Origin of the sequence: Pseudomonas sp. RIT-To-2, assembly GCF_029623465.1 — a bacterium.
Taxonomy (GTDB): Bacteria; Pseudomonadota; Gammaproteobacteria; order Pseudomonadales; family Pseudomonadaceae; genus Aquipseudomonas; species Aquipseudomonas silvicola.
Window position 1 is genome coordinate 265,201 of sequence record NZ_JAPYKM010000001.1, and the last position, 26,027, is coordinate 291,227.

The 26,027-nt window shown below is 63.6% G+C and carries 23 protein-coding genes and 2 pseudogenes; 16 read left to right on the top strand and 9 right to left on the bottom strand.

Features of this window, described 5'->3' with window-relative positions; translation table 11 throughout:
- Positions 1 to 39: 39 nt before the first annotated feature.
- Together QBK88_RS30760 and QBK88_RS30765 are read right to left on the bottom strand one after the other, a co-directional pair.
- Entirely contained in the window at positions 40 to 912 is an 873-nt protein-coding gene (locus tag QBK88_RS30760; protein ID WP_445764878.1) for a methyl-accepting chemotaxis protein, read from the bottom strand.
- Positions 895 to 1,665: pseudogene (locus QBK88_RS30765) on the bottom strand (MCP four helix bundle domain-containing protein); the annotation flags it as partial. The gene QBK88_RS30760 and the pseudogene QBK88_RS30765, both read right to left, overlap by 18 nt.
- A gap of 283 nt (positions 1,666 to 1,948) precedes the next feature.
- On the opposite strand from QBK88_RS30765, the gene QBK88_RS01320 reads away from it, so the two are divergent.
- The 4 genes and pseudogenes from QBK88_RS01320 to QBK88_RS30775 all read left to right on the top strand — a co-directional run bounded on the left by QBK88_RS01320 (position 1,949) and on the right by QBK88_RS30775 (position 4,623).
- Positions 1,949 to 2,179, top strand: coding sequence for a hypothetical protein (locus QBK88_RS01320; protein ID WP_158152872.1), 231 nt, complete (start codon positions 1,949 to 1,951; stop codon positions 2,177 to 2,179).
- Positions 2,176 to 2,478: a cell division protein ZapA gene (locus QBK88_RS01325; protein ID WP_268147627.1), complete on the top strand. Its 303-nt coding sequence runs from the start codon at positions 2,176 to 2,178 to the stop codon at positions 2,476 to 2,478. The genes QBK88_RS01320 and QBK88_RS01325 overlap by 4 nt, the downstream gene beginning before the upstream one ends.
- Before the next feature lie 255 nt (positions 2,479 to 2,733).
- Positions 2,734 to 3,759 (top strand): annotated as a pseudogene (locus QBK88_RS30770) (HAMP domain-containing protein); the annotation flags it as partial.
- Positions 3,760 to 3,894: 135 nt separating this feature from the next.
- On the top strand, positions 3,895 to 4,623 hold the full coding sequence (locus QBK88_RS30775; RefSeq protein WP_445764879.1) for a methyl-accepting chemotaxis protein: 729 nt from the start codon (positions 3,895 to 3,897) through the stop codon (positions 4,621 to 4,623).
- A gap of 81 nt (positions 4,624 to 4,704) precedes the next feature.
- Here the strand turns inward: QBK88_RS30775 and QBK88_RS01335 are convergent, their stop codons facing one another.
- Complete coding sequence (locus QBK88_RS01335; protein WP_277960598.1) at positions 4,705 to 5,742, bottom strand: threonine aldolase family protein; 1,038 nt, start codon at positions 5,740 to 5,742, stop codon at positions 4,705 to 4,707.
- A 253-nt stretch (positions 5,743 to 5,995) separates the two neighbouring features.
- On the opposite strand from QBK88_RS01335, the gene glyA reads away from it, so the two are divergent.
- The 7 genes from glyA to fdhA all read left to right on the top strand — a co-directional run bounded on the left by glyA (position 5,996) and on the right by fdhA (position 14,788).
- The gene (gene glyA, locus QBK88_RS01340; RefSeq protein WP_277960599.1) at positions 5,996 to 7,249 is read left to right on the top strand and encodes a serine hydroxymethyltransferase; all 1,254 of its coding nucleotides are present in this window, start codon (positions 5,996 to 5,998) and stop codon (positions 7,247 to 7,249) included.
- Between the two features lie 16 nt (positions 7,250 to 7,265).
- Entirely contained in the window at positions 7,266 to 8,516 is a 1,251-nt protein-coding gene (locus QBK88_RS01345) for a sarcosine oxidase subunit beta family protein (protein WP_277960600.1), read from the top strand.
- Between the two features lie 15 nt (positions 8,517 to 8,531).
- Complete coding sequence (locus QBK88_RS01350; protein WP_277960601.1) at positions 8,532 to 8,828, top strand: sarcosine oxidase subunit delta; 297 nt, start codon at positions 8,532 to 8,534, stop codon at positions 8,826 to 8,828.
- Positions 8,825 to 11,842, top strand: coding sequence for a sarcosine oxidase subunit alpha (locus tag QBK88_RS01355; RefSeq protein ID WP_277960602.1), 3,018 nt, complete (start codon positions 8,825 to 8,827; stop codon positions 11,840 to 11,842). Before QBK88_RS01350 ends, QBK88_RS01355 begins: the two co-directional genes overlap by 4 nt.
- 75 nt (positions 11,843 to 11,917) lie before the next feature.
- Positions 11,918 to 12,550, top strand: a complete 633-nt coding sequence (locus QBK88_RS01360) for a sarcosine oxidase subunit gamma family protein (RefSeq protein ID WP_277960603.1) — start codon at positions 11,918 to 11,920, stop codon at positions 12,548 to 12,550.
- A gap of 85 nt (positions 12,551 to 12,635) precedes the next feature.
- Positions 12,636 to 13,493 (top strand): formyltetrahydrofolate deformylase, encoded by an 858-nt coding sequence (gene purU / locus QBK88_RS01365; RefSeq protein ID WP_277960604.1) that lies wholly within the window; start codon positions 12,636 to 12,638, stop codon positions 13,491 to 13,493.
- Positions 13,494 to 13,588: 95 nt separating this feature from the next.
- On the top strand, positions 13,589 to 14,788 hold the full coding sequence (fdhA, locus tag QBK88_RS01370) for a formaldehyde dehydrogenase, glutathione-independent (protein ID WP_027980277.1): 1,200 nt from the start codon (positions 13,589 to 13,591) through the stop codon (positions 14,786 to 14,788).
- 133 nt (positions 14,789 to 14,921) lie between these two features.
- On the opposite strand, the gene QBK88_RS01375 is transcribed toward fdhA, so the two are convergent.
- Together QBK88_RS01375 and QBK88_RS01380 are read right to left on the bottom strand one after the other, a co-directional pair.
- Entirely contained in the window at positions 14,922 to 15,596 is a 675-nt protein-coding gene (locus tag QBK88_RS01375) for an anti-sigma factor (RefSeq protein WP_277960605.1), read from the bottom strand.
- Entirely contained in the window at positions 15,593 to 16,159 is a 567-nt protein-coding gene (locus QBK88_RS01380; RefSeq protein WP_277960606.1) for a sigma-70 family RNA polymerase sigma factor, read from the bottom strand. The genes QBK88_RS01375 and QBK88_RS01380 overlap by 4 nt, the downstream gene beginning before the upstream one ends.
- Positions 16,160 to 16,336: 177 nt before the next feature.
- On the opposite strand from QBK88_RS01380, the gene QBK88_RS01385 reads away from it, so the two are divergent.
- Positions 16,337 to 16,885 (top strand): DUF2780 domain-containing protein, encoded by a 549-nt coding sequence (locus QBK88_RS01385; protein WP_268147647.1) that lies wholly within the window; start codon positions 16,337 to 16,339, stop codon positions 16,883 to 16,885.
- Positions 16,886 to 16,979: 94 nt separating this feature from the next.
- Here QBK88_RS01385 and QBK88_RS01390 read toward each other — a convergent pair whose 3' ends face one another.
- Entirely contained in the window at positions 16,980 to 17,870 is an 891-nt protein-coding gene (locus QBK88_RS01390; protein WP_268147649.1) for an acyltransferase, read from the bottom strand.
- 192 nt (positions 17,871 to 18,062) lie between these two features.
- Here QBK88_RS01390 and rloA2 point away from each other — a divergent pair, with 192 nt between their 5' ends.
- The 4 genes from rloA2 to creD all read left to right on the top strand — a co-directional run bounded on the left by rloA2 (position 18,063) and on the right by creD (position 22,103).
- A complete protein-coding gene (rloA2, locus tag QBK88_RS01395; protein ID WP_277960607.1) occupies positions 18,063 to 18,566 on the top strand; it encodes a retropepsin-like aspartic peptidase RloA2 in 504 nt (167 codons plus the stop codon).
- Between the two features lie 4 nt (positions 18,567 to 18,570).
- Positions 18,571 to 19,245 (top strand): two-component system response regulator CreB, encoded by a 675-nt coding sequence (gene creB, locus QBK88_RS01400; protein WP_277960608.1) that lies wholly within the window; start codon positions 18,571 to 18,573, stop codon positions 19,243 to 19,245.
- Positions 19,245 to 20,669 (top strand): two-component system sensor histidine kinase CreC, encoded by a 1,425-nt coding sequence (gene creC / locus QBK88_RS01405; protein WP_277960609.1) that lies wholly within the window; start codon positions 19,245 to 19,247, stop codon positions 20,667 to 20,669. Before creB ends, creC begins: the two co-directional genes overlap by 1 nt.
- 72 nt (positions 20,670 to 20,741) lie before the next feature.
- Complete coding sequence (gene creD, locus QBK88_RS01410) at positions 20,742 to 22,103, top strand: cell envelope integrity protein CreD (protein ID WP_277960610.1); 1,362 nt, start codon at positions 20,742 to 20,744, stop codon at positions 22,101 to 22,103.
- A gap of 85 nt (positions 22,104 to 22,188) precedes the next feature.
- Here creD and QBK88_RS01415 read toward each other — a convergent pair whose 3' ends face one another.
- The 3 genes from QBK88_RS01415 to QBK88_RS01425 all read right to left on the bottom strand — a co-directional run bounded on the left by QBK88_RS01415 (position 22,189) and on the right by QBK88_RS01425 (position 25,960).
- Positions 22,189 to 22,359: a hypothetical protein gene (locus QBK88_RS01415; protein WP_176572128.1), complete on the bottom strand. Its 171-nt coding sequence runs from the start codon at positions 22,357 to 22,359 to the stop codon at positions 22,189 to 22,191.
- The gene (locus tag QBK88_RS01420; protein ID WP_277960611.1) at positions 22,356 to 23,456 is read right to left on the bottom strand and encodes a PepSY-associated TM helix domain-containing protein; all 1,101 of its coding nucleotides are present in this window, start codon (positions 23,454 to 23,456) and stop codon (positions 22,356 to 22,358) included. The genes QBK88_RS01415 and QBK88_RS01420 overlap by 4 nt, the downstream gene beginning before the upstream one ends.
- A 62-nt stretch (positions 23,457 to 23,518) precedes the next feature.
- A complete protein-coding gene (locus QBK88_RS01425) occupies positions 23,519 to 25,960 on the bottom strand; it encodes a TonB-dependent siderophore receptor (RefSeq protein WP_277960612.1) in 2,442 nt (813 codons plus the stop codon).
- Between the last annotated feature and the right edge of the window lie 67 nt (positions 25,961 to 26,027).

The window sequence follows — 26,027 nt, forward strand, 5'->3', positions numbered from 1 at the left end:
TGTGGGACCGGGCGGAGCTCGGGAAACGGGCGACGCAGTTTACAGGCTGAAACGCGCGACCATGCTGTTCAGGTCCACCGCCAGGCGCGATAGCTCTGCGCTGGCCGCGGTAGTCTGGTTGGCACCGGTAGCCGATTGCACCGACAAGTCACGAATGTTCACCAGGTTGCGGTCAACCTCACGGGCCACCTGGGCCTGTTCTTCCGCCGCGCTGGCGATTACCAGGTTGCGTTCGTTGATCTGTACGATGGCACCGTTGATGGTGTCCAGGGCCAGGCCGGCGCCCTTGGCGATGTTCAGCGTCGATTCGGCGCGCTCGGTGCTGTTGCGCATCGAGTTCACGGCCTGTTCGGTACCACCCTGGATGCTGCCGATCATGCGCTCGATTTCAGCGGTGGACTGCTGGGTGCGGTGGGCCAGGGCTCGGACTTCGTCGGCGACCACGGCAAAACCACGGCCAGCTTCACCGGCGCGCGCAGCCTCGATGGCGGCGTTCAGGGCCAGCAGGTTGGTCTGGTCAGCCAGGCCACGGATCACGTCCAGCACCTTGCCGATGTCGCGGGACTCGTTGGCCAGGTTGCCGATCAGCTCGGCGGTGCTCTGCACGTCGCTGCTCATGCGCTCGATGGCGCCCACGGTTTCCTGGACCAGGTCACGGCCGTCGCTGGCCGAAGTGGTGGCGTCCTTGGAGGCCTCCGAGGTGCTTACCGCGTTGCGGGCCACTTCTTCTACGGCGCTGGTCATTTCGTTGACCGCGGTGGCGGCCTGCTCGATCTCGTGGTTCTGCTGGGCAAGGCCACGGGCGCCTTCGTCGGTGACGCTGTTGAGCTCTTCGGCGGCGGAAGCCAGTTGGGTCGCGGAGCCAGAGATACGCTGCAGCGTGTCGCGCAGCTTGTTCTGCATCTTCTCCATGGCAACCAGCAGGCGCGCGGCCTCATCACGGCCTTCCACGTGAATCGGGCGGGTCAGGTTGCCTTCGGCGATTTGCTCGGCGGCGGCCAGGGCCTGGTCGATCGGCACCACGATGCTACGGGTCAGCAGCCAGGCGAACAGGAAAGTCAGCACGGCGGCGATGATCAGCAGCGTCACCACCAGGGTGAAGGCCGACGAATACTGGTCAGCGGCCGTCTTGTTCATGTCGGCGGTCTGCTGGGTATTGATCTCCACCAGCCGGTCGAGCGCGGCGTTCAGGCGCGACGAGTTGTCCTGCAGGTCGGTATTGACCGCCTTGCGCAGGGCATCCATGTCGTTGGCGGCGTTGGCGTTGCGCATCTGGCCTTCCAGCTGATGGTACTCGGCCAGCGCCGATTTCAACTGCTCGTAGGCAGCACGCTCTTGCGGCCCGGCAATCAGCGGCTCATAGGCGGCCTGGGCCTTGGCGATCAGTTGGTTGCGCGAGTCCAGCAGTTGCAGGGCTTCGGCCTGGGTCTGGGCGTCCCGGTTGGCCAGCAGGCGGTAGGACAGCACGCGCAGGCGCAGGGTCATCTGGGTGATCTGGCCCAGGTTGGAAAGGCTGGGCAGGGTGTTGTTCTCGATTTCTTCACCGGCCTTGCGGATATTGCCCATCTGCACCAAGGCGAAAATGCCCAGAATGATCATCAGGGCGCCGATACAGGCGAAGCCGGAGAGCGCACGGGGTGCGATATTCATGTTGCGTAGGGACATGGCGAGTTCCAGGTAGGGGGTGCGTTCCGTGCGGGGTGCAGACAGTTGCCATGCCTATCGGTCTTTGGCACCAAGTCTTTAGGGACCTTTTGTCGCACGGCCAATGGCCAGTGGGAACCGGGTGCAATTATGCCGGTCCATCTGAGTCTGTTTCGGGTTTGGCCCGAAGCGTGGCCAGGAAGGTCGCCGCAGCGGATTTCATGGTTCCGAGCCCGATAAACCCTGGCCTGCGCGGCGACTTTTCTTTATCGTTACCGCCCCTTGAATCTGCCGAGATAACACCATGCTTGAAACAACTCTGAGCCAACTGGAACAACTGGTCAGCGAACTGGTTGAACAGAACCGCCAACTGACTGAAAACAACACCCAGCTCACCGCCCAACTGGCCCAGGCCAAGGAAGAAAACGAGAGCCTGCAGCTGAACCTGATGGAACAGGAAGAGAAGCAGACCTCCACCGTTTCGCGCATCCAGGCCCTGGTTCAGCGTGCTAGCGCTGGTGCCGTGAGCGCATGAGTACCGACCAGGAGTCGATCAAGGTCGTCTCGATCCTGGGCAATGACTACTCGCTCAAGGCGCCGCCGGGTGAAGAGCAGAAGCTGCTCGACGCCACTCGCCTGCTCAACGCGTCGTTGGCCGAGACCAAGCGCAAGTACCCTTCCCTCATCGGCGACAAGTTGCTGGTGCTGGCGGCGTTGAACTTGTGCTCCAAGCAGCTGGAAATGCAGCAGCAGCACGCCGAAGCGCTCAACCGTTATCAAGAGCAAGTCAACGCCACGGTTGATGTGATCAAAAACACCATCAGCCACGGCTGATGGATGGGCCTCGCCAGCAGCGGCGGGGCCTTTGCCCGACTCCCCCGATCCTGCAGAAGCTGGCTTGCCAGCATGCTTTCGAGCGCCAGCCGCTCCCTAGCAAGCCAGCTCCTGCCCACATCTTCTTGTGTAACCGTTGGTCTGGTTAATGTATACAATCGGCATGGCTGTTGCAGGTCATCCGATGTAGACATTCAGAGGGTTACACCCATGCAGTTGTGGCGCCGCAGTATCCAATGGCAATTGATCCTCAGCATGGGCACCGCCTTGCTGGTCAGCATCCTGATAGTGGTGGGTATCTACACCGTGGTGGTGAACCGCCTGGCCCAGAGCTATTTGCTGGAAACCGCACTGCCTGCCAGTGTGGAAGCGATGCGCAATGACATTGAACGGATATTGAGCAAGCCATTGACGGCTGCCAACGACATCGCCAGCAACACGCTGGTGCAGCAATGGCTGGCTGAGGGCGAAAATGGTGCCCAAGTGCCATCATTCACTCGTTATCTCGAAGGTGTGCGCAGCGAGCACAAAGCCTTCACCGCCTTGATTGCCAGCGCCGACAGCAACCATTACTACACCGAGAAAGGCCTGGACCGTACCTTGAGCCGGGCCAACGCCCAGGACGCCTGGTTCTACCAGTTCCTGGACAGCGGCAAGCCGCGCACCCTCAACATCGACACGGACACCAGCACGGGCGCCTTGACCCTGTTCATCGACCTGCGGGTGCAGCAAGCGGGCAAGACCCTGGGCATCGCAGGCCTGGGCCTGAGCATGAGCGAACTGTCGGAATTGATTCACAACTACAGTTTCGGCGAGCACGGCAAGGTGTTCCTGGTGCGCAACGACGGTTTGATCCAGGTTCATCCCGATGCTCAGTTGAGCGGCAAGCGGCAGTTGGCCGAGCAGATCGGCCCGCAAGCCGCCGCTGCCGTGCTGGGCCACCCCGGCCTGACCACCAGCGCTTTCCAGCGTGACGGCGAAGATTACCTGGCCCTGGCCTTGCCCCTGCGCGACCTCAACTGGAGCCTGGTAGCGGAAGTGCCCGAGGCGCAGATCTACGCCCAGGCACGCCAGGCCATGTGGCTGACCAGTCTGATCGGCCTGGCGGTGGCGTTTGTCTGCCTGTTGCTGGTGGTGGTACTGGCCCGTGGCCTGGTACGGCCTATCCGCCAGGTGACGGCGGCCCTGGTGGCCATCGGCAGTGGCGGTGGTGACCTGACCCACCGCCTTGACGATGCCCGCGCCGACGAGCTGGGCGATCTGGCCCGTGGTTTCAACCGCTTTCTGGGTAGCCAGCGCGACATGATTGCCGACGTGTTGGCCACCAGCGAGCGCCTGCGCAGTTCGGTGGGAAATGTCGCGCAAGTGGTAGACAACACCGCCGAACGCGCGGGCCGCCAACAGGAAATGACCGACATGGTAGCCACGGCGGTGCACGAGATGGGCCTGACCGTGCAGGAAATCGCCCGCAACGCGGGCAATGCCGCCGAAGCGTCGCAAAGCGCTCGGGATGAGGCCTTGCAGGCGCGGGATATCGTGGGCCGTTCCATCGCGCATATCGAAGGCATGTCGCAGGAAATTGGTAGTGCGGCCAGCGCGGTGGGTGAGCTGGCCGAGCAGGTGGGCTCCATCGACCAGGTGCTGGCGGTGATCCGGGGTATCTCCGAGCAGACCAACCTGCTGGCGCTGAACGCCGCCATCGAGGCCGCTCGGGCCGGGGAGATGGGCCGTGGCTTCGCGGTGGTGGCTGACGAGGTACGCACCCTGGCCCAGCGTACCCAGGCCTCCACCGACGAGATTCAGAAGATGATCGGCCGGCTCAAGCAAGGGGCCGACACGGCGGTGGCGTCGATGCACAGCGGCCAGGCAGCGACGGGCACCGGGGTAGCCGCGAGCCAGCGGACCGGTACGTCGCTGACGGCCATCACCGACCAGGTGGAGCGCATCAGCGACATGAACCACCAGGTGGCCACGGCGACGGAAGAGCAGACGGCGGTGACCGAAGAGATCAACCGCAACGTACAAGGCATTTCCGACCTGGCCCGCGCCACGGCAGGGGAGGTGCGCAACGGCCGCGAGGAATGCCAGGCGTTGCGTGGGCTGGCCGATGACCTGGCGCGGCAGATGGGAGGGTTCAAGCTCTAGAGCGCTGTTTCGCCCGGTCCTGCTATTGGCATGCGTTCAATATGGGACCGGGCGAAGCTCGGGAAAAGGCCAACCCCTGTTTCAGCTCATGACCTGGCGAATGTCCGCGGCCAACTCCCGTACCCGCGGTTCTTCGGTATCCCACGAGCACATGAACCGCGCACCGCCGCTGCCAATGAAGGTATAGAACCGCCAGCCCTTGCCACGCAACGCTTCCAGCGCCGGTTCCGACATCTGCAGGAACACCCCGTTGGCTTCCACCGGGAACATCAACTCAACCCCGGGAATGTCTGCCACCAATTGGCTGAGCAACGTGGCGCAGTGGTTGGCGTGGCGGGCGTGCTTGAGCCACGCGTCGTTTTCCAGCAAGCCCACCCAAGGCGCCGACAGGAAGCGCATTTTCGATGCCAGTTGCCCGGCCTGCTTGCACCGGTAGTCGAAGTCCACCGCCAGCTCATGCTTGAAGAACAGAATGGCCTCGCCGACCGCCATGCCGTTCTTGGTGCCGCCGAAACACAGCACGTCCACCCCCGACTTCCACGTCAGTTCCGCCGGCGAGCAGCCCAGGGTGGCGCAGGCATTGGCAAAGCGCGCACCGTCCATGTGCAAGTTCAGCCCCAGCTCCTTGCAGGTGGCGCTGATGGCCTTGAGTTCCTCGGGGCGGTAGACGCTGCCCACTTCGGTGGCCTGTGTCAGCGTAACCACGCGCGGTTTGGGGTAGTGGATGTCCTGGCGCTTGAGCGCCACTTCGCGGATCGCCTCGGGGGTGAGCTTGCCGTTCTCACTGCGGGCGGTGAGCAGCTTGGAACCGTTGGAGAAGAACTCGGGAGCGCCGCATTCGTCGGTCTCCACGTGGGCCGTTTCCGAGCAGATGACGCTGTGGTAGCTCTGGCACAGGGACGACAGCGCCAGGGAGTTGGCTGCGGTGCCGTTGAAGGCAAAGAATACCTCGCAGTCGGTTTCGAACAGGCGGCGAAATTCATCGGCGGCCCGTGCCGTCCATTGGTCGTCGCCGTAGGCCCGTTGATGGCCTTGGTTGGCCTGCTCCATGGCCGCCCAGGCTTCAGGGCAGATGCCCGAATAGTTGTCGCTGGCAAACTGTTGGCTTTGGTCGTTCATGGCCGGTTCCTTGTGTTCTTGTAGCCGGTCACTGTAAACCAGGAATATCGCCGCGGGTATTGGCATGTTGTTCTGTGGCGCCGGGCGACTCTCCACTGGTTTTGCGGGGATGTCGTAAACGCACCTTTGTGTGGCGTGCGCAGGCATCTGGTCTGCAAGCGCCGGCCCTACCATCGCTTCCAAAGGGGGGCCCTGTCGCACGGCGGCCGCCAACCAATATCAAAGGCGCCACGCCGCCGCTGGGAGATCCGCGATGTTCAGCAAGCAAGACCAGATCCAGGGTTACGACGATGCACTGCTGGCGGCAATGAATGCCGAGGAACAGCGTCAGGAAGATCACATCGAGCTGATCGCTTCGGAAAACTACACCAGCAAGCGCGTGATGCAGGCACAAGGCAGCGGCCTGACCAACAAGTACGCCGAAGGCTACCCGGGCAAACGCTACTACGGCGGCTGCGAACACGTGGATAAAGTCGAGCAACTGGCCATCGACCGCGCCAAGCAGTTGTTCGGCGCCGATTACGCCAACGTCCAGCCCCACTCGGGCAGCCAGGCCAACGCCGCGGTGTACCTGGCCCTGCTCCAGGCCGGTGACACCGTGCTGGGCATGAGCCTGGCCCATGGTGGCCACCTGACCCACGGCGCCAAGGTCAGCTTCAGTGGCAAGCTTTACAACGCCGTGCAGTACGGCATCGACACCGACACCGGCCTGATCGACTACGACGAAGTGGAGCGCCTGGCCGTCGAGCACCAGCCGAAAATGATCATCGCTGGCTTCTCGGCCTACTCCAAGACCCTGGACTTCCCGCGCTTTCGCGAGATCGCCGACAAGGTGGGCGCGTACCTGTTCGTCGACATGGCCCACGTGGCGGGCCTGGTCGCCGCGGGCCTGTACCCCAACCCCATTCCATTCGCCGACGTAGTGACCACCACTACCCACAAGACCCTGCGCGGCCCACGTGGCGGCCTGATCCTGGCCCGCGCCAACGAGGCCCTGGAAAAGAAACTCAATGCCGCGGTATTCCCCGGCGGGCAGGGCGGCCCGCTGATGCACGTGATCGCGGCCAAGGCCGTGTGCTTCAAGGAAGCCCTGGAGCCTGGCTTCAAGGCGTACCAGCAACAGGTCATCGATAACGCCCAGGCCATGGCGGGCGTGTTCATCGAACGTGGTTACGACGTGGTGTCCGGCGGTACCGACAACCACCTGTTCCTGGTCAGCCTGATTCGCCAGGGCCTGACCGGCAAGGATGCGGACGCCGCCCTGGGCCGCGCCCATATCACCGTCAACAAGAACGCGGTGCCCAACGACCCGCAGTCGCCGTTCGTGACCTCGGGCCTGCGCATCGGCACCCCGGCCGTGACCAGCCGTGGCTTCAAAGTGGCCCAATGCACCACGCTGGCCGGCTGGATCTGCGACATCCTCGACAACCTGGGTGATGCCGACGTGGAGGCCGATGTGGCCCGCAATGTCGCCGACCTGTGTGCTGACTTCCCGGTTTACCGCTGAGCTGGAGTAACCCCCTATGCAACGCTATTCGGGCTTCGGCCTCCTCAAGCACTCCCTCAGCCACCACGAGAACTGGCAGCGCATGTGGCGCACGCCCACGCCGAAAAAAGTCTATGACGTGGTCATCGTCGGTGGCGGCGGGCACGGCCTGGCGACTGCCTACTACTTGGCCAAGGAGCACGGCATCAAGAACGTGGCCGTGGTGGAGAAGGGGTGGCTGGGTGGCGGCAACACCGCCCGCAACACCACCATCGTGCGCTCGAACTACCTGTGGGACGAATCGGCCCACCTGTACGAGCACGCCATGAAACTGTGGGAAGGCCTGTCCCAGGACCTCAACTACAACGTCATGTTCAGCCAGCGCGGTGTGTACAACCTGTGCCACACCCTGCAGGACATGCGCGACTCCGAACGCCGCGTCAGCGCCAACCGCCTCAACGGCGTGGACGGCGAGCTGCTGAACGGCAAGCAGGTGGCGGAAGAAATCCCCTACCTGGACTGCTCGAAGAACACCCGCTACCCGATCATCGGCGCGACCGTTCAGCGCCGTGGCGGCGTGGCTCGTCACGATGCCGTGGCCTGGGGCTTTGCCCGTGCCGCCGACGCCTTGGGCGTGGACCTGATCCAGCAGACCGAGGTCATCGGCTTTCGCAAGGAAAACGGCGTGTGCATCGGCGTTGAAACCACCAAGGGCTTCATCGGCGCCAAGCGCGTGGGCGTGGTCACCGCCGGTAACTCCGGGCACATGGCCAAGCTGGCCGGTTTCCGCCTGCCGGTCGAGTCCCACCCGCTGCAAGCGCTGGTGTCGGAGCCGATCAAACCCATCATCGACAGTGTGATCATGTCCAATGCCGTGCACGGCTACATCAGCCAGTCCGACAAGGGCGACCTGGTGATCGGTGCCGGTATCGACGGCTGGGTCGGTTACGGCCAGCGCGGTTCGTACCCGGTGATCGAGCACACCCTGCAGGCCATCGTCGAAATGTTCCCGGTGCTGTCGCGCGTGCGCATGAACCGTCAATGGGGCGGCATCGTCGACACCACCCCCGACGCCTGCCCGATCATTTCCAAGACCCCGGTGCCAAACATGTTCTTCAACTGCGGCTGGGGTACCGGCGGCTTCAAGGCCACCCCGGGCTCGGGCAACGTGTTTGCCGCCAGCCTGGCCAAGGGCGAGATGCACCCCCTGGCCAAACCCTTTTCCATCGAGCGCTTCCACAACGGCGCGCTGATCGACGAACACGGCGCTGCCGCCGTCGCCCACTAACAGGAGAACCCCACCATGTTGCATATCTTCTGTCCTCATTGCGGCGAGCTGCGCTCCGAAGAAGAATTTCACGCCTCCGGCCAGGCCCACATTCCTCGCCCGCTGGACCCTGGCGCCTGCACCGACGCGCAGTGGGGCGACTACATGTTCTTCCGTGACAACCCGCGCGGGCTGCACCACGAACTGTGGATTCACGCTGCCGGCTGCCGCCAGTACTTCAACGCCACCCGCGACACAGTGTCGTACGAGATTCTCGAAACCTATCCGATCGGCACCAAGCCCCAGTTCACGGCCGCGGGAGATAAAGCATGAGCCAGGTCAATCGCCTGTCCAGCGGCGGTCGTATCGATCGCAGCAAGAAAATAACCTTCACCTTCAATGGCCAGACCTACAGCGGCTATGAAGGTGACACCCTGGCGGCCGCGTTGCTGGCCAACGGCGTCGACATCGTGGGCCGCAGCTTCAAGTACTCGCGCCCTCGCGGCATCATCGCCGCCGGTGCCGAAGAGCCGAACGCCATCCTGCAGATCGGCGCCACCGAAGCCACGCAGATCCCCAACGTGCGCGCCACCCAGCAGGCGCTTTACCAGGGCCTGGTAGCCACCAGCACCAACGGCTGGCCCAACGTCAACACCGACGTGATGGGCATTCTGGGCAAGGTCGGCGGCAAGCTCATGCCCCCTGGCTTCTACTACAAGACCTTCATGTACCCGCAGTCCTTCTGGATGACCTACGAGAAGTACATCCGCAAGGCCGCGGGCCTGGGCCGCTCGCCGACCGAGAACGACCCTGACACCTACGACTACATGAACCAGCACTGTGATGTGCTGATCGTCGGTGCCGGCCCTGCTGGCCTGGCCGCCGCGCTGGCTGCTGCCCGCAGCGGCGCCCGCGTGATCGTCGCCGACGAACAGGAAGAGTTCGGCGGCAGCCTGCTCGACACCCGCGAAAGCCTGGACGGAAAGCCCGCGGCCGAGTGGGCCCACCAGGTGGTCAGCGAATTGCGCGGTATCGCCAACGTGACCCTGTTGCCACGTGCCACGGTCAACGGCTACCACGACCACAATTTCCTGACCATTCACGAGCGCCTCACCGACCACCTGGGCGACCGCGCGCCCATCGGCCAGGTTCGCCAGCGCATGCACCGCGTGCGGGCCAAACGCGTGGTATTGGCCACTGGTGCCCATGAGCGCCCGCTGGTGTACGGCAACAACGACGTACCGGGCAACATGCTGGCGGGTGCCATTTCCACTTACGTGCGCCGCTACGGCGTGGCGCCTGGCAAGAAGCTGGTGCTGTCGACCAACAACGATTACGCGTACCGCGTGGCACTGGACTGGTTCGACGCCGGCCTGCAGGTGGTGGCCATCGCTGATGCACGCCACAACCCCCGGGGCTCGCTGGTGGAGGAAGCGCGTGCCAAGGGCATCCGCATCCTGACCGCAAGCGCGGTGATCGAAACCCGTGGCAGCAAGCACGTGAGCGCGGCCCGCGTGGCGGCCATCGACCTGAAGGCGCACAAAGTGGCCAGCCCGGGTGAATGGCTGGACTGCGACCTGGTGGGTAGCTCGGGTGGTTATAGCCCCGTGGTACACCTGGCTTCGCACCTGGGCGGCAAGCCTGTCTGGCGCGAGGACATCCTCGCCTTCGTACCCGGCGATGCCCCGCAGAAGCGCGTGTGCGTGGGCGGCGTGAACGGTGTGTTCAACCTGGCGGATGCCCTGTCGGACGGTTTTGAAGGGGGTGCGCGCGCCGCCGCCGAGGCCGGCTTCAAGATCGTCGAGGGCACCATGCCCAAGGCTCTGGCCCGCCAGGAAGAAGCCACCGTGGCGCTGTTCCAGGTGCCCCACGACAAATCCACTGCCCGGGCGCCGAAGCAATTCGTCGACCAGCAGAACGACGTCACCGCCGCCGCCATCGAGCTGGCGACCCGCGAGGGCTTCGAGTCGGTGGAGCACGTCAAGCGCTACACCGCGCTGGGCTTCGGTACGGATCAGGGCAAGCTGGGCAATATCAATGGCCTGGCCATTGCCGCCCGCAGCCGCGGCATCTCGATCACCGAGATGGGCACCACCATGTTCCGCCCCAACTACACCCCGGTCACCTTTGGTGCCGTGGCCGGCCGCCACTGTGGCCACCTGTTCGAGCCGGTGCGCTTCACCGCCCTGCATGCCTGGCATGTGAAGAACGGCGCCGAGTTCGAAGACGTGGGGCAGTGGAAGCGCCCCTGGTATTTCCCCAAGCGTGGCGAAACGCTGCACTCGGCCGTGGCCCGTGAGTGCAAGGCCGTGCGTGACAGCGTCGGCCTGCTGGATGCTTCCACCCTGGGCAAGATCGACATCCAGGGCCCGGACGCCCGCGAGTTCCTCAACCGCATCTACACCAACGCCTGGACCAAACTGGATGTGGGCAAGGCCCGTTACGGCCTGATGTGCAAGGAAGACGGCATGGTCTTCGACGACGGCGTGACCGCCTGCCTTGCCGACAACCACTTCCTGATGACTACCACCACCGGCGGTGCGGCTCGCGTGCTGCAGTGGCTGGAAATCTACCAGCAGACCGAGTGGCCGGACCTGAAGGTGTATTTCACCTCGGTCACCGACCACTGGGCCACCCTGACCCTGTCGGGGCCCAACAGCCGCAAACTGCTGAGCCACGTCACCGACATCGACCTGGACAAGGACGCCTTCCCGTTCATGACCTGGAAGGAAGGCCAGGTTGGCGGGGTACCGGCCCGTGTGTTCCGTATCTCGTTCACCGGTGAACTGTCGTACGAAGTGAACATCCAGGCAGACTACGCCATGGGTGTGCTTGAACAGATCGTGGAGGCGGGCAAGCAGTACAACCTGACCCCGTACGGCACCGAGACCATGCACGTGTTGCGGGCCGAGAAGGGCTTCATCATCGTCGGCCAGGACACTGACGGCTCCATGACCCCGGACGACCTGAACATGGGCTGGTGCGTGGGCCGTACCAAGCCGTTCTCGTGGATCGGCTGGCGTGGCATGAACCGCGAGGACTGCGTGCGCGAACAGCGCAAGCAACTGGTGGGGCTCAAGCCGACCGACCCGAACAAGGTGCTGCCGGAAGGCGCGCAACTGGTGTTCGACACCCGGCAGGCGATCCCCATGAGCATGGTGGGCCACGTGACCTCCAGCTACATGAGCGCCACCCTCGGCCATTCGTTTGCCCTGGCGGTGGTCAAGGGTGGCCTCAAGCGCATGGGCGAGAAGGTTTACGCGCCGCTGGTGGATGGCAGCGTGATCGAGGCCGAAATCTGCTCTTCGGTGTTCTTCGACCCCAAAGGCGAACAACAGAACGTTTGATATCGACCGTAGCCGCTGCCCGAAGGCTGCGGCTACGAATGGTGTCAGCTCACTGAGTTTTTGATAGGTGTCCACATGACCACAGTCAACGTATACGAACAACGCCCGGCCACCGGCGCCAAGGCCGAGGCACCGCTGCACCACGCCGACCTGGCCAAGCTGGTGGGCAAGGGCCGCAAGAACGCCGGTGTGAAGCTGCGCGACAGGAAACTGCTGGGCCACCTGACCCTGCGCGGCAACGGCCATGACGTGGCTTTCGCCGAAGGCGTGTCCAAGGCCCTGGGCCTGGAACTGCCGGGCGCGCTGGCGCTGGTGAGCAAGGGTGATACCTCGCTGCAGTGGCTGAGCCCTGATGAGTGGTTGCTGATCGTGCCCGCGGGCGAAGAAGTAGCCACCGAAAACCGCCTGCGTGAAGCACTGGCCGGCCAGCATATTGCCGTGGTCAACGTCAGCGGTGGTCAGAGCCTGCTGGAACTGAGCGGCCCCAATGTGCGCCAGGTGCTGATGAAATCCACCAGCTACGACGTGCACCCCGACAACTTTCCGGTGGGCAAGGCCGTGGGTACGGTGTTCGCCAAGTCGCAACTGGTGATCCGTCGGCCCAGTGAGGATGTCTGGGAGCTGCTGGTGCGCCGCAGCTTCTCCGATTACTGGTGGCTGTGGTTGCAGGACGCGTCGGCCGAATATGGCCTGGAAATCACCGGTTGATCCTTCCTGAGCTTCGCCCGGTCCCACAGGTGCGTGGGGCCGGGCGAAGCCGGGGAAGGTCTCACCACTGCACTGGAGCCCTACCATGAGCCGTGCCCCCGATACCTGGATCCTCACCGCCGACTGCCCCAGCATGCTCGGCACGGTAGACGCAGTGACCCGTTACCTGTTCGAACAAGGTTGCTATGTCACCGAGCACCATTCGTTCGACGATCGCCTGTCGTCGCGGTTTTTCATTCGTGTCGAATTCCGCCAGCCCGACGGCTTCGATGAGCAATCCTTTCGCGCCGGCCTGGCCGAACGGGGCGAATCGTTCGGCATGGTCTTCGAGCTGACGGCCCCGCAGTATCGGCCCAAGGTAGTGATCATGGTCTCCAGGGCCGACCACTGCCTGAATGACCTGCTCTACCGTCAACGCATCGGCCAGTTGCCCATGGACGTGGTAGCGGTGGTGTCCAACCATCCGGATCTGGAACCATTGGCTCGCTGGCACGAAATTCCCTACTACCATTTCCCCCTGGACCCGAACGACAAGCCTGCGCAAGAGCGCAAGGTGCTGGAGGTCATCGAGCAGAAGGGAGCCGAACTGGTGATTCTCGCCCGCTACATGCAAGTGCTGTCGCCCCAGCTGTGCCGCCGCCTGGACGGCTGGGCCATCAATATCCACCACTCGCTGCTGCCCGGCTTCAAAGGCGCCAAGCCCTACCACCAGGCGTACAACAAGGGCGTGAAGCTGGTGGGCGCCACGGCGCACTACATCAACAACGACCTGGACGAAGGCCCGATCATCGCTCAGGGCGTCGAGGTCGTGGACCACAGCCATTACGCCGAAGACCTGATCGCCAAGGGGCGCGACATCGAATGCCAGACCCTGGCTCGGGCGGTGGGTTTTCACATCGAGCGGCGGGTGTTCCTGAACGGAGGTCGGACGGTTGTCCTCTAGGTGCAAGCTGGCACGAGCCGCGGTCCGCTTTTGCTGGCCGCTTGAAGCTCAGGGCTTGCAGCTGTCTTTAAAAACAACAACAGTGAGGTGAAAGCATGTCTGGTAATCGCGGTGTGGTGTATCTCGGCGGCGGCAAGGTCGAGGTGCAAACAATTCCCTTCCCGAAAATGCAGGACCCGCGTGGAAAACGCATCGAACATGGGGTGATTCTGCGGGTTGTCTCCACCAATATCTGCGGCTCGGACCAGCACATGGTTCGCGGCCGTACCACGGCCCAGGTGGGCCTGGTGCTGGGCCATGAAATTACCGGCGAAGTACTGGAAGTCGGCAAGGACGTGGAAAACCTCAAGGTCGGTGACCTGGTCTCGGTACCCTTCAACGTTGCCTGCGGCCGCTGCCGGTCCTGCAAGGAACAGCACACCGGCGTCTGCCTGACGGTGAACCCGGCCCGTGCTGGCGGCGCCTACGGCTATGTCGACATGGGTGACTGGGTAGGCGGCCAGGCCGAGTACGTGCTGGTGCCTTATGCCGATTTCAACCTGCTCAAACTGGGCGACCGCGACCGGGCCATGGAGAAGATCCGTGACCTGACTTGCCTCTCCGACATCCTGCCGACCGGTTACCACGGCGCCGTCACCGCAGGCGTCGGCCCCGGCAGTACCGTTTATGTGGCCGGTGCCGGGCCGGTGGGCCTGGCCGCGGCGGCCTCGGCGCGCCTGCTGGGTGCGGCGGTCGTCATCGTCGGCGACGTCAACCCGGTGCGCCTGGCCCATGCCAAGGCCCAGGGCTTTGAAATCGCCGACCTGTCCAAGGACACGCCGCTGCATGAACAGATCGCCGACCTGCTGGGCGAACCTGAAGTGGATTGCGCGGTAGACGCAGTGGGCTTTGAAGCCCGCGGCCATGGTCATGCCGGGGCACAGCACGAAGCGCCAGCCACGGTGCTCAACTCGTTGATGGGCGTGGTACGGGTAGCTGGCAAGATCGGTATCCCCGGCCTCTACGTGACCGAAGATCCGGGTGCGGTGGACGCCGCGGCGAAGATGGGCAGCCTGAGCATTCGCTTCGGCCTGGGCTGGGCCAAGTCCCACAGCTTCCATACTGGCCAGACCCCGGTGATGAAGTACAACCGCCAGCTGATGCAGGCCATCATGTGGGACCGCATCAACATTGCCGAGGTGGTGGGTGTGCAGGTGATCACCCTGGACCAGGCGCCGGAAGGCTACGGCGAGTTCGATGCTGGCGTGCCGAAGAAATTCGTCATCGACCCGCACAAACTCTTCAGCGCCGCCTGAAAACCGTGTAACCGCGGCCGCAAGGCCGTGGCAACCCTGTGGGGACCTTGTAGCAGCGGACCTGGCCGCGTCGGCGGTGCATGAGGGTAATGCCTGATGCTGCGCGCCGCCGGGGACGCGGCCAGGTCCGCTGCTATAGGCTGACCACCTGGCCATGGTAGAGCACTGGGCCCGTTGGCTGCCCGGTAGGCGAACCGCCTGCCGGCTCCAGGCTGATGGCCAGGGCAATGGGTTCGCCCAGCAGTTTGCGCTGGCTTTCATCCAGCCTGATGCGGCCTTTGCCACCTTCGGGCATCAGGCCCAGGGATACCGGCATACCCTCGGCCGGAATCGCCCACAATTGCATGCTGCGGTCCGCCGGCGCGCTGGCAAGGTTCAGCGGCGCGACCTGCAGATATTGATCAAACGCCTCGATGGTCACTGCCGGCTGGTTGCTGGCGCTGACCAGGGTGGCGCTGTACATCGCCTGGTCGCGGTTGTAGTACATGCCGATGCCCACCGCCAGCACCACCGCTGCCGCCAGTGCGGTCGCCCGCAGCCAGTGGCGCGTCCGCGAGCGCGTTGGTACGTGCAAATGCTGGGGCTCGATCCGTGCCTTGATGTTTTCCCATACCCGTTCCGGTACCGGGGCGTCGGGCACCGGCGTCGCCAAACGGGCGAGGGCATCCTGCCATTGGCCCAGCTCCTGTTCCAGCGCGCGGTCCTCGGCCAATAGCCGCTCGAAGCGACGGCGTGCGGTGGGTGCCATCAGGCCGATTGCGTAGTCCGCGGCCAGTGCGCGGCGCAGCGCCGGGTGCTGGTAGTTCATGATTCCAGGCACCGGCGCAGGCGCTCCATGCCCCGGCGTATCCACGATTTCACCGAACCCAGCGGCGCCGAGAGCTGGCGCGCAAGGTCTGCGTTGGACAGGCCGTGGAAATAGGCCGTGAGGATCGACTGTCGCTGCATACCCTCCAGGTCATCGAGGCAGCGGTTCAGCGCCGCCGCCTCACGGGCCCGGCCCAGTTGCTCGTCTGCCGAAGGGCCATCGTCACTCAGGGCCTGCAGGTGGGCATCGTCCAACGGCACTTCGTGGCGGCGGCGCAGCAGGTCTATGGCCAGATGGCGCGTGATGTTGACCATCCAGGTCATGGGCGCGGCCAGGTTGGGGTCATAGCGCGAAGCGTTGTTCCAGATGCGCACGAAACTCTCCTGCACCACCTCTTCGGCCAACTCGCGGCGGCCCACGCAACGCAGCGCCACGCCGTGAAGGCGGGCACTGCTGCCGCGGTAGAGCGTTTCGAACGCGCGGCGGTTGCCTTGAGCGCAGTCGGCGAGCAAGTGGCGTAGCTGATCGGTATCGATGGTTCCGGCCTCCGCTGGGTGGGCCACTAGAGCCTAGACCAGCCACAAGGCCGCTGCGTGATATACGCGGTGGCTATCGCGTTGGATGCGCTTTTGTACGAATTTATTTCAGGCCTGGAACACAATGGCGTATTTCCCGGTCAAAACCTGGCTTTTGCCGTCTGGCTACCTGTGCCAGCGGCCCAACGATCCAAGGGGAAAACCATGAACACCTTGCGCGCCATCACCCTGGCAACGCTGACCGCCGTGGCGGCCAGCCCGGTCTTTGCCTTCAACCTCAACGATGCGGTGAACGCGGCCTCTTCACTACAGAACGGCCAGGCCGGCAACGCTGCTTCCACCCCCCAGGCCGCGGGGCTGCTCAATAACCTGGGTGGCCAGTTGAAGGTCACGCCGGAGCAGGCGGTAGGCGGTACGGGCGCCATGTTGGGCCTGGCGAAGAACAAGCTGAGTTCGTCGGACTACTCCCAGCTGACCCAGCAAGTGCCAGGGCTGGACAAGCTGGCCGGGGCCAACGCCGTGGGCAGTCTGGGCGGGTTGCTGGGCAAGACCGGCACCGACAAGGGTGCCCTGACCAGTGCGCTGGGGGATGTGAAGAGCACCAATGACCTGAACAACGCCTTTGGTGCTCTGGGCATGAACAGCGGCATGGTAGGCCAGTTCGCGCCGGTTATCCTGCAGTACCTGGGGCAGCAAGGCGTGGGCGGTGGCCTGCTGAAGACCCTGGGTGGTATCTGGGGTACAGGCGGCTAAACCGCGTTGGTTGATTCCCGACTTTGGCCCGGTCCTGCAGCAGGCAGGTCTCTGTGCAGGAACGGGCGAACTCGAGAATCAGGCACAACAGTGCTTACTGGCTCAACTCCCGGCGCAACGCCTCGATCCGCGCATCCTTCTCACGCCACAAGCCGTTCACCCAGTCTTGCACGGTCTGGCGAAACGCCGGGTCGTTCTCGTAGTCGCCGGCCAGCAGCGCCGGGTCGATATCGCGTGAGTGAATCTCGACGATCACCTGCTTGAGATCACCGCACAGCAAATTCCAGAAACCCGGAATTCTGCCTTCGGGGTACACCACGGTCACGTCGAGCATGCGGTCCAGCTGCGGGCCCATGGCCGCCAGCACGAAGGCCACGCCACCGGCCTTGGGCTTGAGCAGGTTTCTGAACGGCGAGGCCTGGGCGTCACGTTTGGCCTGGGTGAAACGCGTGCCTTCCAGGTAGTTGACCACGGTCACCGGTTGGCGCTTGAACAGCTCGCAGGCTTCGCGGGTGATCTCCAGGTCCTTGCCCTTGAGGTGCGGGTGCTTGTCCAGGAAGGCCTTGGTGTAGCGCTTCATGAAGGGGTAGTCCAGCGCCCACCAGGCCAGGCCCAGGAAAGGCACCCAGATCAGCTCTTTCTTGAGGAAGAACTTGAAGAACGGCGTGCGGCGATTCAAGGCCTGGATCAAAGCGGGAATGTCGACCCAGGACTGGTGGTTGCTGACCACCAGGTAGGAAGTATCCCCGCGCAGGCTTTCGGCGCCGCGTATGTCCCAGCGGGTGGGGATGCACAGCCGGAAGATCAGCTTGTCGATTTCAGCCCAGGTTTCAGCGATCCACATCACCACCCGCGAGGCGCGGTCGCGCCAGTGCCCGTGGACGACGAGCTTGAGCAGGGCAAAGAGCAGAAGAGGGCCGATGAGCACCAGGGTATTGAGCAAAAGCAGCAGTGTGGTGAAACTGCCGGCGAGCAGGCGACGCATAAAACGACTCTTGGAGTAATTATGGCCGGCAATGATAAGCAGGTCCGCGCCTGACGCCAAATTGCCAGTGCCGAATGGTAATCAACAATTGTTTCACGATTTTTTGGGTATGCTCCCACGCACCTGAAATATCGGCTGAACGCGCCCCCATGTGGGAACGGGCGTAGACATATCATCTGAGGAATACTGCCAGTGAAATCCGTTCTTGCACTGCTATCGCTGCTGGCCCTGCCGGTCATGGCTGCCGAGCCGACCCTGTATGGGCGCTACGAAAACATCAAACTGCCGGAAATCGGCGGTGCCACGCTCAAGGCCAAGATGGACACCGGCGCGCTTACCGCTTCGCTTTCGGCCCGCGATATCCAGTTGTTCAAGCGTGACGGCGAAGACTGGGTGCGCTTCCGCCTGGCGACCAGGGACGCCGACGGCAAAGTGTTCGAGCACAAGGTGGAGCGTATCAGCCGCATCAAGAGCCGCGCCGACGAGGAAGACGAAGGCGACACCGCCGAAGTGGCCAAGCGCCCGGTAGTCGAGCTGGAAATGTGCCTGGGTGGCACCAAGCGCACCATCGAGGCCAACCTGGTAGACCGCAGCAGTTTCAACTACCCGCTGCTGATCGGTGCCAAGGGCCTGCGCGAGTTCGGCGCGGCGGTGAACCCGGCACGCCGCTACACCGCCGGCGACCCTGAGTGCTGAGACCATGGCGCACATATTGATCGTCGAAGACGAAGCCGCCATCGCCGACACGCTGATCTACGCCCTGCAGGGTGAAGGGTTCGAGACTACCTGGGTCAGCCTTGGCCAGGCCGCGCTGGAGCACCAGCGCCGCCAGCCGGCCGACCTGCTGATCCTGGACGTGGGCCTGCCGGATATAAGTGGCTTTGAAACCTGCAAGCAACTGCGCCGTTTCAGCGAAGTGCCGGTGATCTTCCTCACTGCGCGCGATGCCGAGATCGACCGGGTGGTGGGCCTGGAAATCGGTGCCGATGATTACGTGATCAAGCCGTTCAGCCCCCGGGAGGTCTCGGCGCGGGTGCGGGCCATCCTCAAGCGCGTGGTACCCCGGCAGGACACGCCGGCGCCGGTGTTCCAGGTAGACAACGAGCGTTTTCTGATCAGCTACCGTGGCCAGCCGCTGAGCCTGACGCGCCATGAATTTCGCCTGCTGCAGACGTTGCTTGACCAGCCTGAACGGGTGTTGAGCCGGGAACAATTGCTCGACGCCGTGGGTGTGCCCAGCGACGCGGGCTACGAGCGCAGCATCGATACCCACATCAAGAGCCTGCGCGCCAAGTTGCGCCAGGTAGCCGGTGATGCCGAGCCGATCCAGACCCACCGGGGCCTGGGTTACAGCTATAGCCCGGGCAACAGCTGATGCGCCTGGGGATACGGATATTCCTGGTCTACTTCTTCTTCGTCGGCCTGACCGGTTACTTCCTGCTGTACACCGTACGCGAGGAAATCCGCCCAGGGGTGCGCCAGTCCACCGAAGAAACCCTGGTGGACACCGCCAACCTGCTGGCCGAGATCCTGGCCCCCGACGTCAAGGCCGGCACCCTGAACCAGAGCCGCCTCAACGACGCCCTCAAGGCATACGGCCGTCGAGAACCCAAGGCCGAGATCTGGGGGCTGGCGAAAAACCAGGTCAGCCACCGCATCTACGTCACCGACGCGCGGGGCATCGTATTGCTGGACTCCGCCGGGCAGGCGGTGGGCCAGGACTATTCGCGCTGGAATGACGTCTACCTGACGTTGCGCGGCCAGTACGGTGCCCGGTCCACCCGCAGTGATCCCGCCGACCCCGAGTCCTCGGTGATGCACGTGGGCGCGCCGATCATGGACGGCGAGCAGATCATCGGCGAGGTCACCGTGGCCAAGCCCAACCGCTCGCTGCAACCCTACATCGACCGCTCGGAGCGCCGGCTGCTGGCGTTCGGCCTGGGGCTGATCATCATGGGGTTGCTGGTGGGCGCGGGCCTGTCGTGGTGGCTGACCCGCTCGCTGCGCAAACTGACCTACTATGCCCAGGCCGTCAGCGAGGGCGAGCGCGTGGCGCTGCCTGCCTACGGCGGGGGGGAGCTGGCGCAACTGGCAAGCGCCGTGGCGCACATGCGCACTCAACTGGAAGGCAAGGACTACGTAGAGCGCTACGTCCACACCCTCACCCATGAACTGAAAAGCCCGCTGGCGGCCATTCGCGGCGCGGCTGAGCTGTTGCAGGGGCCCATGCCGGCCGATCAGCAACAGCGCTTCGTCGGCAACATCGACCGCGAAAGCGCGCGCTTGCAGCAGTTGATAGAGCGGTTGCTGAACCTGGCCATGGTTGAACAGCGCCAAGGGTTGCAGGAGCAGTCCGATGTCGCCGTCGCGGCGTTGTTCGACGCTGTGGTGCAGAGCCAGGCAGCGCGGGTGCAGAGCAACGGTTTGCACATCAGCAATGAAGTGCCGCAAGGGTTTGCCTTGCTGGGCGAACCCTTTCTGCTGCGCCAGGCCCTGAGCAACCTGCTGGACAATGCCCTGGACTTCACCCCGCCCGGTGGCCAGTTGCGCCTGCGGGTGGAAGGCCAGCAACTGCTGTTGTTCAACCAGGCCGAGGCTATCCCTGATTACGCGCTGGCGCGCTTGAGCGAACGCTTCTACTCGCTGCCAAGGCCCGGTACCGGACGCAAGAGTACCGGCCTTGGGCTGAACTTCGTCGAGGAGGTCCTGCAATTGCACGGTGGCCACCTGCACGTGGGCAACGTCGATGGCGGTGTGGAAGTACGCCTGTGGTTTCCGTGGACGCGAATCTCCACATAAGCTCCACACACGCCACATAAATCCCTCATTCGGTGCTCGCACACTCGCTCCATTGCCAAGGAGCGACTGCCCATGAACCGAAACCTGAGTGTCAAACTGGCCATGATCACCACGTTGATCGTGTTGCTACTCATTCCCCTGTTGCTGATTGGCAACCTCATCAGCGAGCGCCAGTCGCGCCGCGATGGGGTGCTGGAGGATATCGCCCGCAGTTCCAGCCTGAGCCAGCAGCTCAGCGGCCCGGTGCTGGTGGTGCCGTTCCGCAAGACCCTGCATCAGTGGAAAACCGACGAGAAAACTGGCCAACGCTACCAGGAAGATTCCCACGCCAGCGGGCGCCTCTACTTCCTGCCCCAGCGCTTCGACCTGGCGGCAGACCTGCGCACCGAGCGCCGGGCCCGGGGCATCTATGAAGCGCGGCTGTACCACGCCAGCAACCACATCGAAGCTGACTTCACGTTGCCGGAACGCCTGGGTATTACCGATGACCTGGCCGATTACCAATTCGATGCCCCGTGGTTGGCGGTGGGCATCAGTGACATACGCGGCATCGAAGCCGGGCTGAAACTGGCAGTGGATGATCAGACCCTGGACTTCCAGCCCGGCACCCAGGTGGCCTGGCTGGGCAATGGTGTCCATGCCCAGTTGCCGGCGCTGGATGCCGCCACGGCCCGCGAGTTGAAGGTGAAATTCGACCTGGGCCTGCAAGGCACCGGCCGTTTCGATGTGCTGCCGGTGGGCCGCGAGAGCAGCGTGGCGCTCAAGGCTGACTGGCCACACCCCAGCTTCGTGGGCGACTACCTGCCGGTGCAGCGCAACGTCGCCGCCAGTGGTTTCGACGCTCAATGGCAGACGTCCTTTTTCTCTACCAACCTGCAGGAACGGCTGGACGATTGCCTGCAGACCAACCAGTGCGAGGGGTTCACCAACACCCGTTTCGGCGTCAGCCTGGTGGACCCGGTGGACCAATACCTCAAGGCCGACCGGGCGATCAAATACGCGCTGCTGTTCGTGGCCCTGACGTTCGCCGGTTTCTTCCTGTTCGAAGTGCTCAAGCGCCTGGCCATTCACCCGGTGCAATACACCCTGGTGGGCTTCGCCCTGGCGTTGTTCTACCTGTTGCTGCTGTCGCTGGCCGAGCACATAGGCTTCGCCCTGGCTTACGGCCTTTCGGCCAGCGGGTGCGTGCTGTTGATCGGCTTCTACGTCAGCCACGTACTGCACAGTTGGCGCAGCGGGCTGGGCTTTGGCGTCGGGCTGGCAGGCCTGTACGGGCTGCTGTTCGGGTTGCTGAGTGCCGAGGACTACGCATTGCTGATGGGTTCGCTGCTGTTGTTCGCAATGCTCGGGTTGTTCATGGTGCTGACCCGTCGGCTGGACTGGTATGGCGTGGGGCAGGTCAAGGCGGTGCAGGAGGTGAGCGATGTTGCGTGAAGAGCGGCGGTGGGCTGAAGGGTTTTTGATGTTTGTGCTGACCGGTGCCCCTGTCTCCACCGGTCAGCAGGCGCCTGTGGCCGTTCTAACGCAAGGCCCGCAGGCTCAGCGCGGCGGGGATGCCGAGTCCCAGCCACGACAACCAGTCCCAGGCGCCATCGCCCAGCAACGCGGCAAACAGGCCCAGCGCACCCAGCAGGGCGATGGCCAGCGGGGCGCCGAACACGGGCCAGAAACGCGATGGCTTGCGGCTCATGCTTTCACCTTGCGCCGTACCCACCACAGGTACAGCCCGCTGCCCAGCACAATGATGGTCAACACGTCGATCACCGCCCACAGGATCTGCATGGGCCGGCCGCCGTAATCACCGTAATGCAATGGCTGCGACAGCCCCAGGGCGTCCATGTACCAAGGGCGCGCGCCCACGGCGGTGACGGCCAGGGTGCTGGCGTCGATCAGTACCGGTGTCAGCAGATGCGAGGTCAGGTGGGTGGCGCCTTTCATGAACACCGCGTAGTGGTGTTCACTGGAGAAACGCGTGCCGGGGAAGGCAATGAAGTCCGCTTCCATGCCCGGCGCGGCTTGTTCGGCGATGGCCAGCACCTGGCTGGCCGGTGCCCGCTGAACCAGCGGTGGCGCATCACGGTACGGGGCGACCATGGCGGTGAGGGTGTCGTTGCGCCAGGCGTCGATCAGCAGGTCGGCGCAGGCGTTGATCACGCCGGTGATGCCCACCACCAGCGCCCAGGTGAGGGTGACGATGCCGATGAGGTTATGCAGGTCCAGCCAGCGCACCCGGGTGGACTTGTCCCGCCGCACGCTGGCGAAGGCCAGGCGCTTCATGAACGGCGCATACAGCACCACCCCGGAAACGATGGCCAGCACGAACAGCAGCCCCATGAACGCCAGCAGCAACTTGCCCGGGAGCCCGGCGTACATGTCCACGTGCAGGCGCAGCATCACCATCATGAAACCTCCGTTGGCCGACGGCATTTCCACCACTTCGCCCGTGCGGCTGTCCAGGCCGAAGGTGTGCGAGGTGTTGGGGTCGGCATCGGCGCTGGCGGCGGTGATGGCGAACAGGCCCTCTGGATTGTCGTCGTCCCAGCCGAAGTACTGCACCACCTCCCCGGGGCGGTGGGCCTCGGCGGCCCTGACCAGTTGCTCAAGGTCCAGGCGCGGCGTGTCGGCGGGCAGTTGCCGGTACTGGGGCGCGTCACCGAGCAGGGTTTCGATCTCGTGATGAAATACCAGCGGCAGGCCGGTGACGGCCAGCATCAGCAGGAAGAGGGTGCACACCAGGCTGGACCAGGTGTGGATGAAGGACCAGCGACGTATTGTTTTACTTTTCATTTCACAGAAGTCCGGAATGACAAAGCCGCCCCGGGGGGCGGCTTGTATGGTGCATCAGGCTTTTACCATTTGTAGGTGGCGCTGGCGACCACGCTGCGTTGGTCGCCGTAGTAGCAGTAGTAACTGTCGCAGGTGGAGATGTAGTCCTTGTCAAAGATGTTCTTGGCAGTCACGCCCAGCGAAGCACCCTTGAGGGAGCTGGACAGTACGCCCAGGTCATAGTGGGCAGAGGCGTCGAACACGGTGTAGGCGTTTGCCTTGCCCAGCCAGGTATTGGCCTGGTCGCCGTAGGTGTTGCCGGTATAGCGGGCGCCACCGCCAATGCCAAAGCCTTCCAGCAGGCCCTGGTGCCAGGTGTAGTCAGCCCATAGGGAAGCCTGCTGATTAGGGATCAGCGGCAAACGGTTGCCTTTGTAAATGCCGTCCTGCACCTCTGACTTGGAGAGGGTATAGGAGGCGATCAGCTTGATGTGCTCAGTCAGGTCGGAGACTGCTTCGAGTTCAAGGCCTTTGACCTTGACTTCGCCGGTCTGGCTTGTGACCGAAATACCACCAACGTTGTTGGTGACGCTGACGTTTTTCTGAGTCAGATCATACACCGCAGCAGTCAGCAGCGTCTTGGAGCCCGGCGGCTGATACTTGATGCCCAGCTCCCATTGTTTGCCTTCGGTTGGCTTCAGCACACTGTTGGAGGTCATGTCCGCGCCGGTGGTGGGCTGGAACGACTCGGCGTAAGACAGGTAAGGCACGAAGCCGGAATCGAATACGTAGCTGACGGCGGAGTTGAGGCTGAAGTTGCTGTTCTGAGCGGTATTGGTGGCACCGCCCCGGTTCAGGAACTTGATGCCGGTATGTACCCAGTCTTCACGGCCACCGATGGTGAAGCGCCATTTGTCCACGGCCATCTGGTCCTGCAGGTAGACGCCGGTCTGAGTGGTCTTCTGGTCGTAGTCGTAATAGGCATCTGCGCGCGAGGGGCGTGTGATGGTATCGGTATAGACCGGGTGAAGGACGTTGGTGTCCGGGACGTTGAAACCATAGATCGACAGGTAGTTGGTGTTGAAGTGCTGCACGTCTGCGCCGATCAGTAGGGTATGGCTGATGTCTGCGGTGGTGAAGTCGGCCTGGAAGTTGTTGTCCATGGCAAACTGGCTGATGTCTTCGTCGACGTTCGTGCTCATGCGGCCGATATTGCCGTTTGCATCAACGGTGGCGCTGGCGGAGTCGGGGTTATAGGCATTGACCGTGATCTGCTGGAAATCCAGATCCGACTTGGTATAGCGCACGTTCTGGCGGAACTGCCATGTATCGTTGAAGCGATGCTCGAACGAGTAGCCCAGCGCATAGTAAGTGCGGTCGTAATGGTCGTAGTTCGGATCGCCCAGATTCTTGTGGTGCGAGATGTCGCCCAGCGGCGAGCTGATCTTGGTGCCCTGGATGGGCAGGAATTGGCTGGTAGCACCGGTATCGTCACGGGTGAACTGGCTGAGGAAGGTCAGCCTGGTGTCCGGGTCGATGTTCCAGGTCAGGCTCGGGGCGATGTTGTACCGCTTGTTGTCGATGTGGTCGACCTGGGTGCCGCTGTCGCGGATCACGCCGCTGACGCCATAGAGGAACTTGCCCTCGTCGTCGATTTTGCCAGTGCTGGCGAAGTCTATCTGGCGCCAGTTGTCGCTGCCGTACTGCAACGAGACCTCGTGGCTGGTTTCATCGCTTGGGCGACGGCTCACCATATCAAGCAGGCCCCCAGGCGGGGTCTGGCCATACAGCGACGAGGCTGGGCCGCGCAGCAGGGCGATGCGATCCAGGTCCCAGGTTTCCATTTTCGGGTTGGCATAGACGCCCTTGGGTAGCGGCAGGCCATCCAGGAACTGCGTCGGTTCGAAGCCGCGCACGCGCATCCAGTCGTATCGGGAGTCACTGCCGTAGCTGGCCGAGACAATGCCGGGCATGTATTTCACGGCATCTTCCAAAGTCTGCACACCGCGATCATCCATCTGTTGGCGGGTGGCTACGGAGATAGAGCGTGGTGCTTCAACCAGTGCAGTGTCAGTCTTGGTCCCTGCCGCAGTGCGTGTCGCCAGGTAGCCTGTCGCGGGGCCCCAGGCGCTTTCGGAATCACTGGCCGCATTCACATTGGTGTCGGGCAAGGCCAGTGTCCCTTCTGGCGCCGCGATCAACGTGAAGGTGCCAGCACTGGTCTGCACCAGTTGCAACCCACTGCCGGCCAGGGCCTGGCGCAGTGCGCCCGCTGCATCGAATTGTCCGTTCACCGCTGCACTGGTCTTGCCGGCCACCAGGCCGGGCTCAATGGCCAGCACCAGCCCCGCGCCGCTGGCGATCTGGTTCAGGGTGCTGGCCAGCGGGGCGGCAGGCAGGTTGTAGCTGCGTACCTGGCTGGCCTGTTCCGCCGCCTGCAGCGCAGTGCTGGCCAGCGGGACGGCAAGGGCGATGGCGACGGCCATGAGGCTGGGCCGAAGCAGCGTTTCGAATGGGCGGGACATGCGGCACTCCTGAGAGGGAATAGTTCTCGATTGCCTCTGTGCCGAACGAGATCGAAAAAGTGATAGT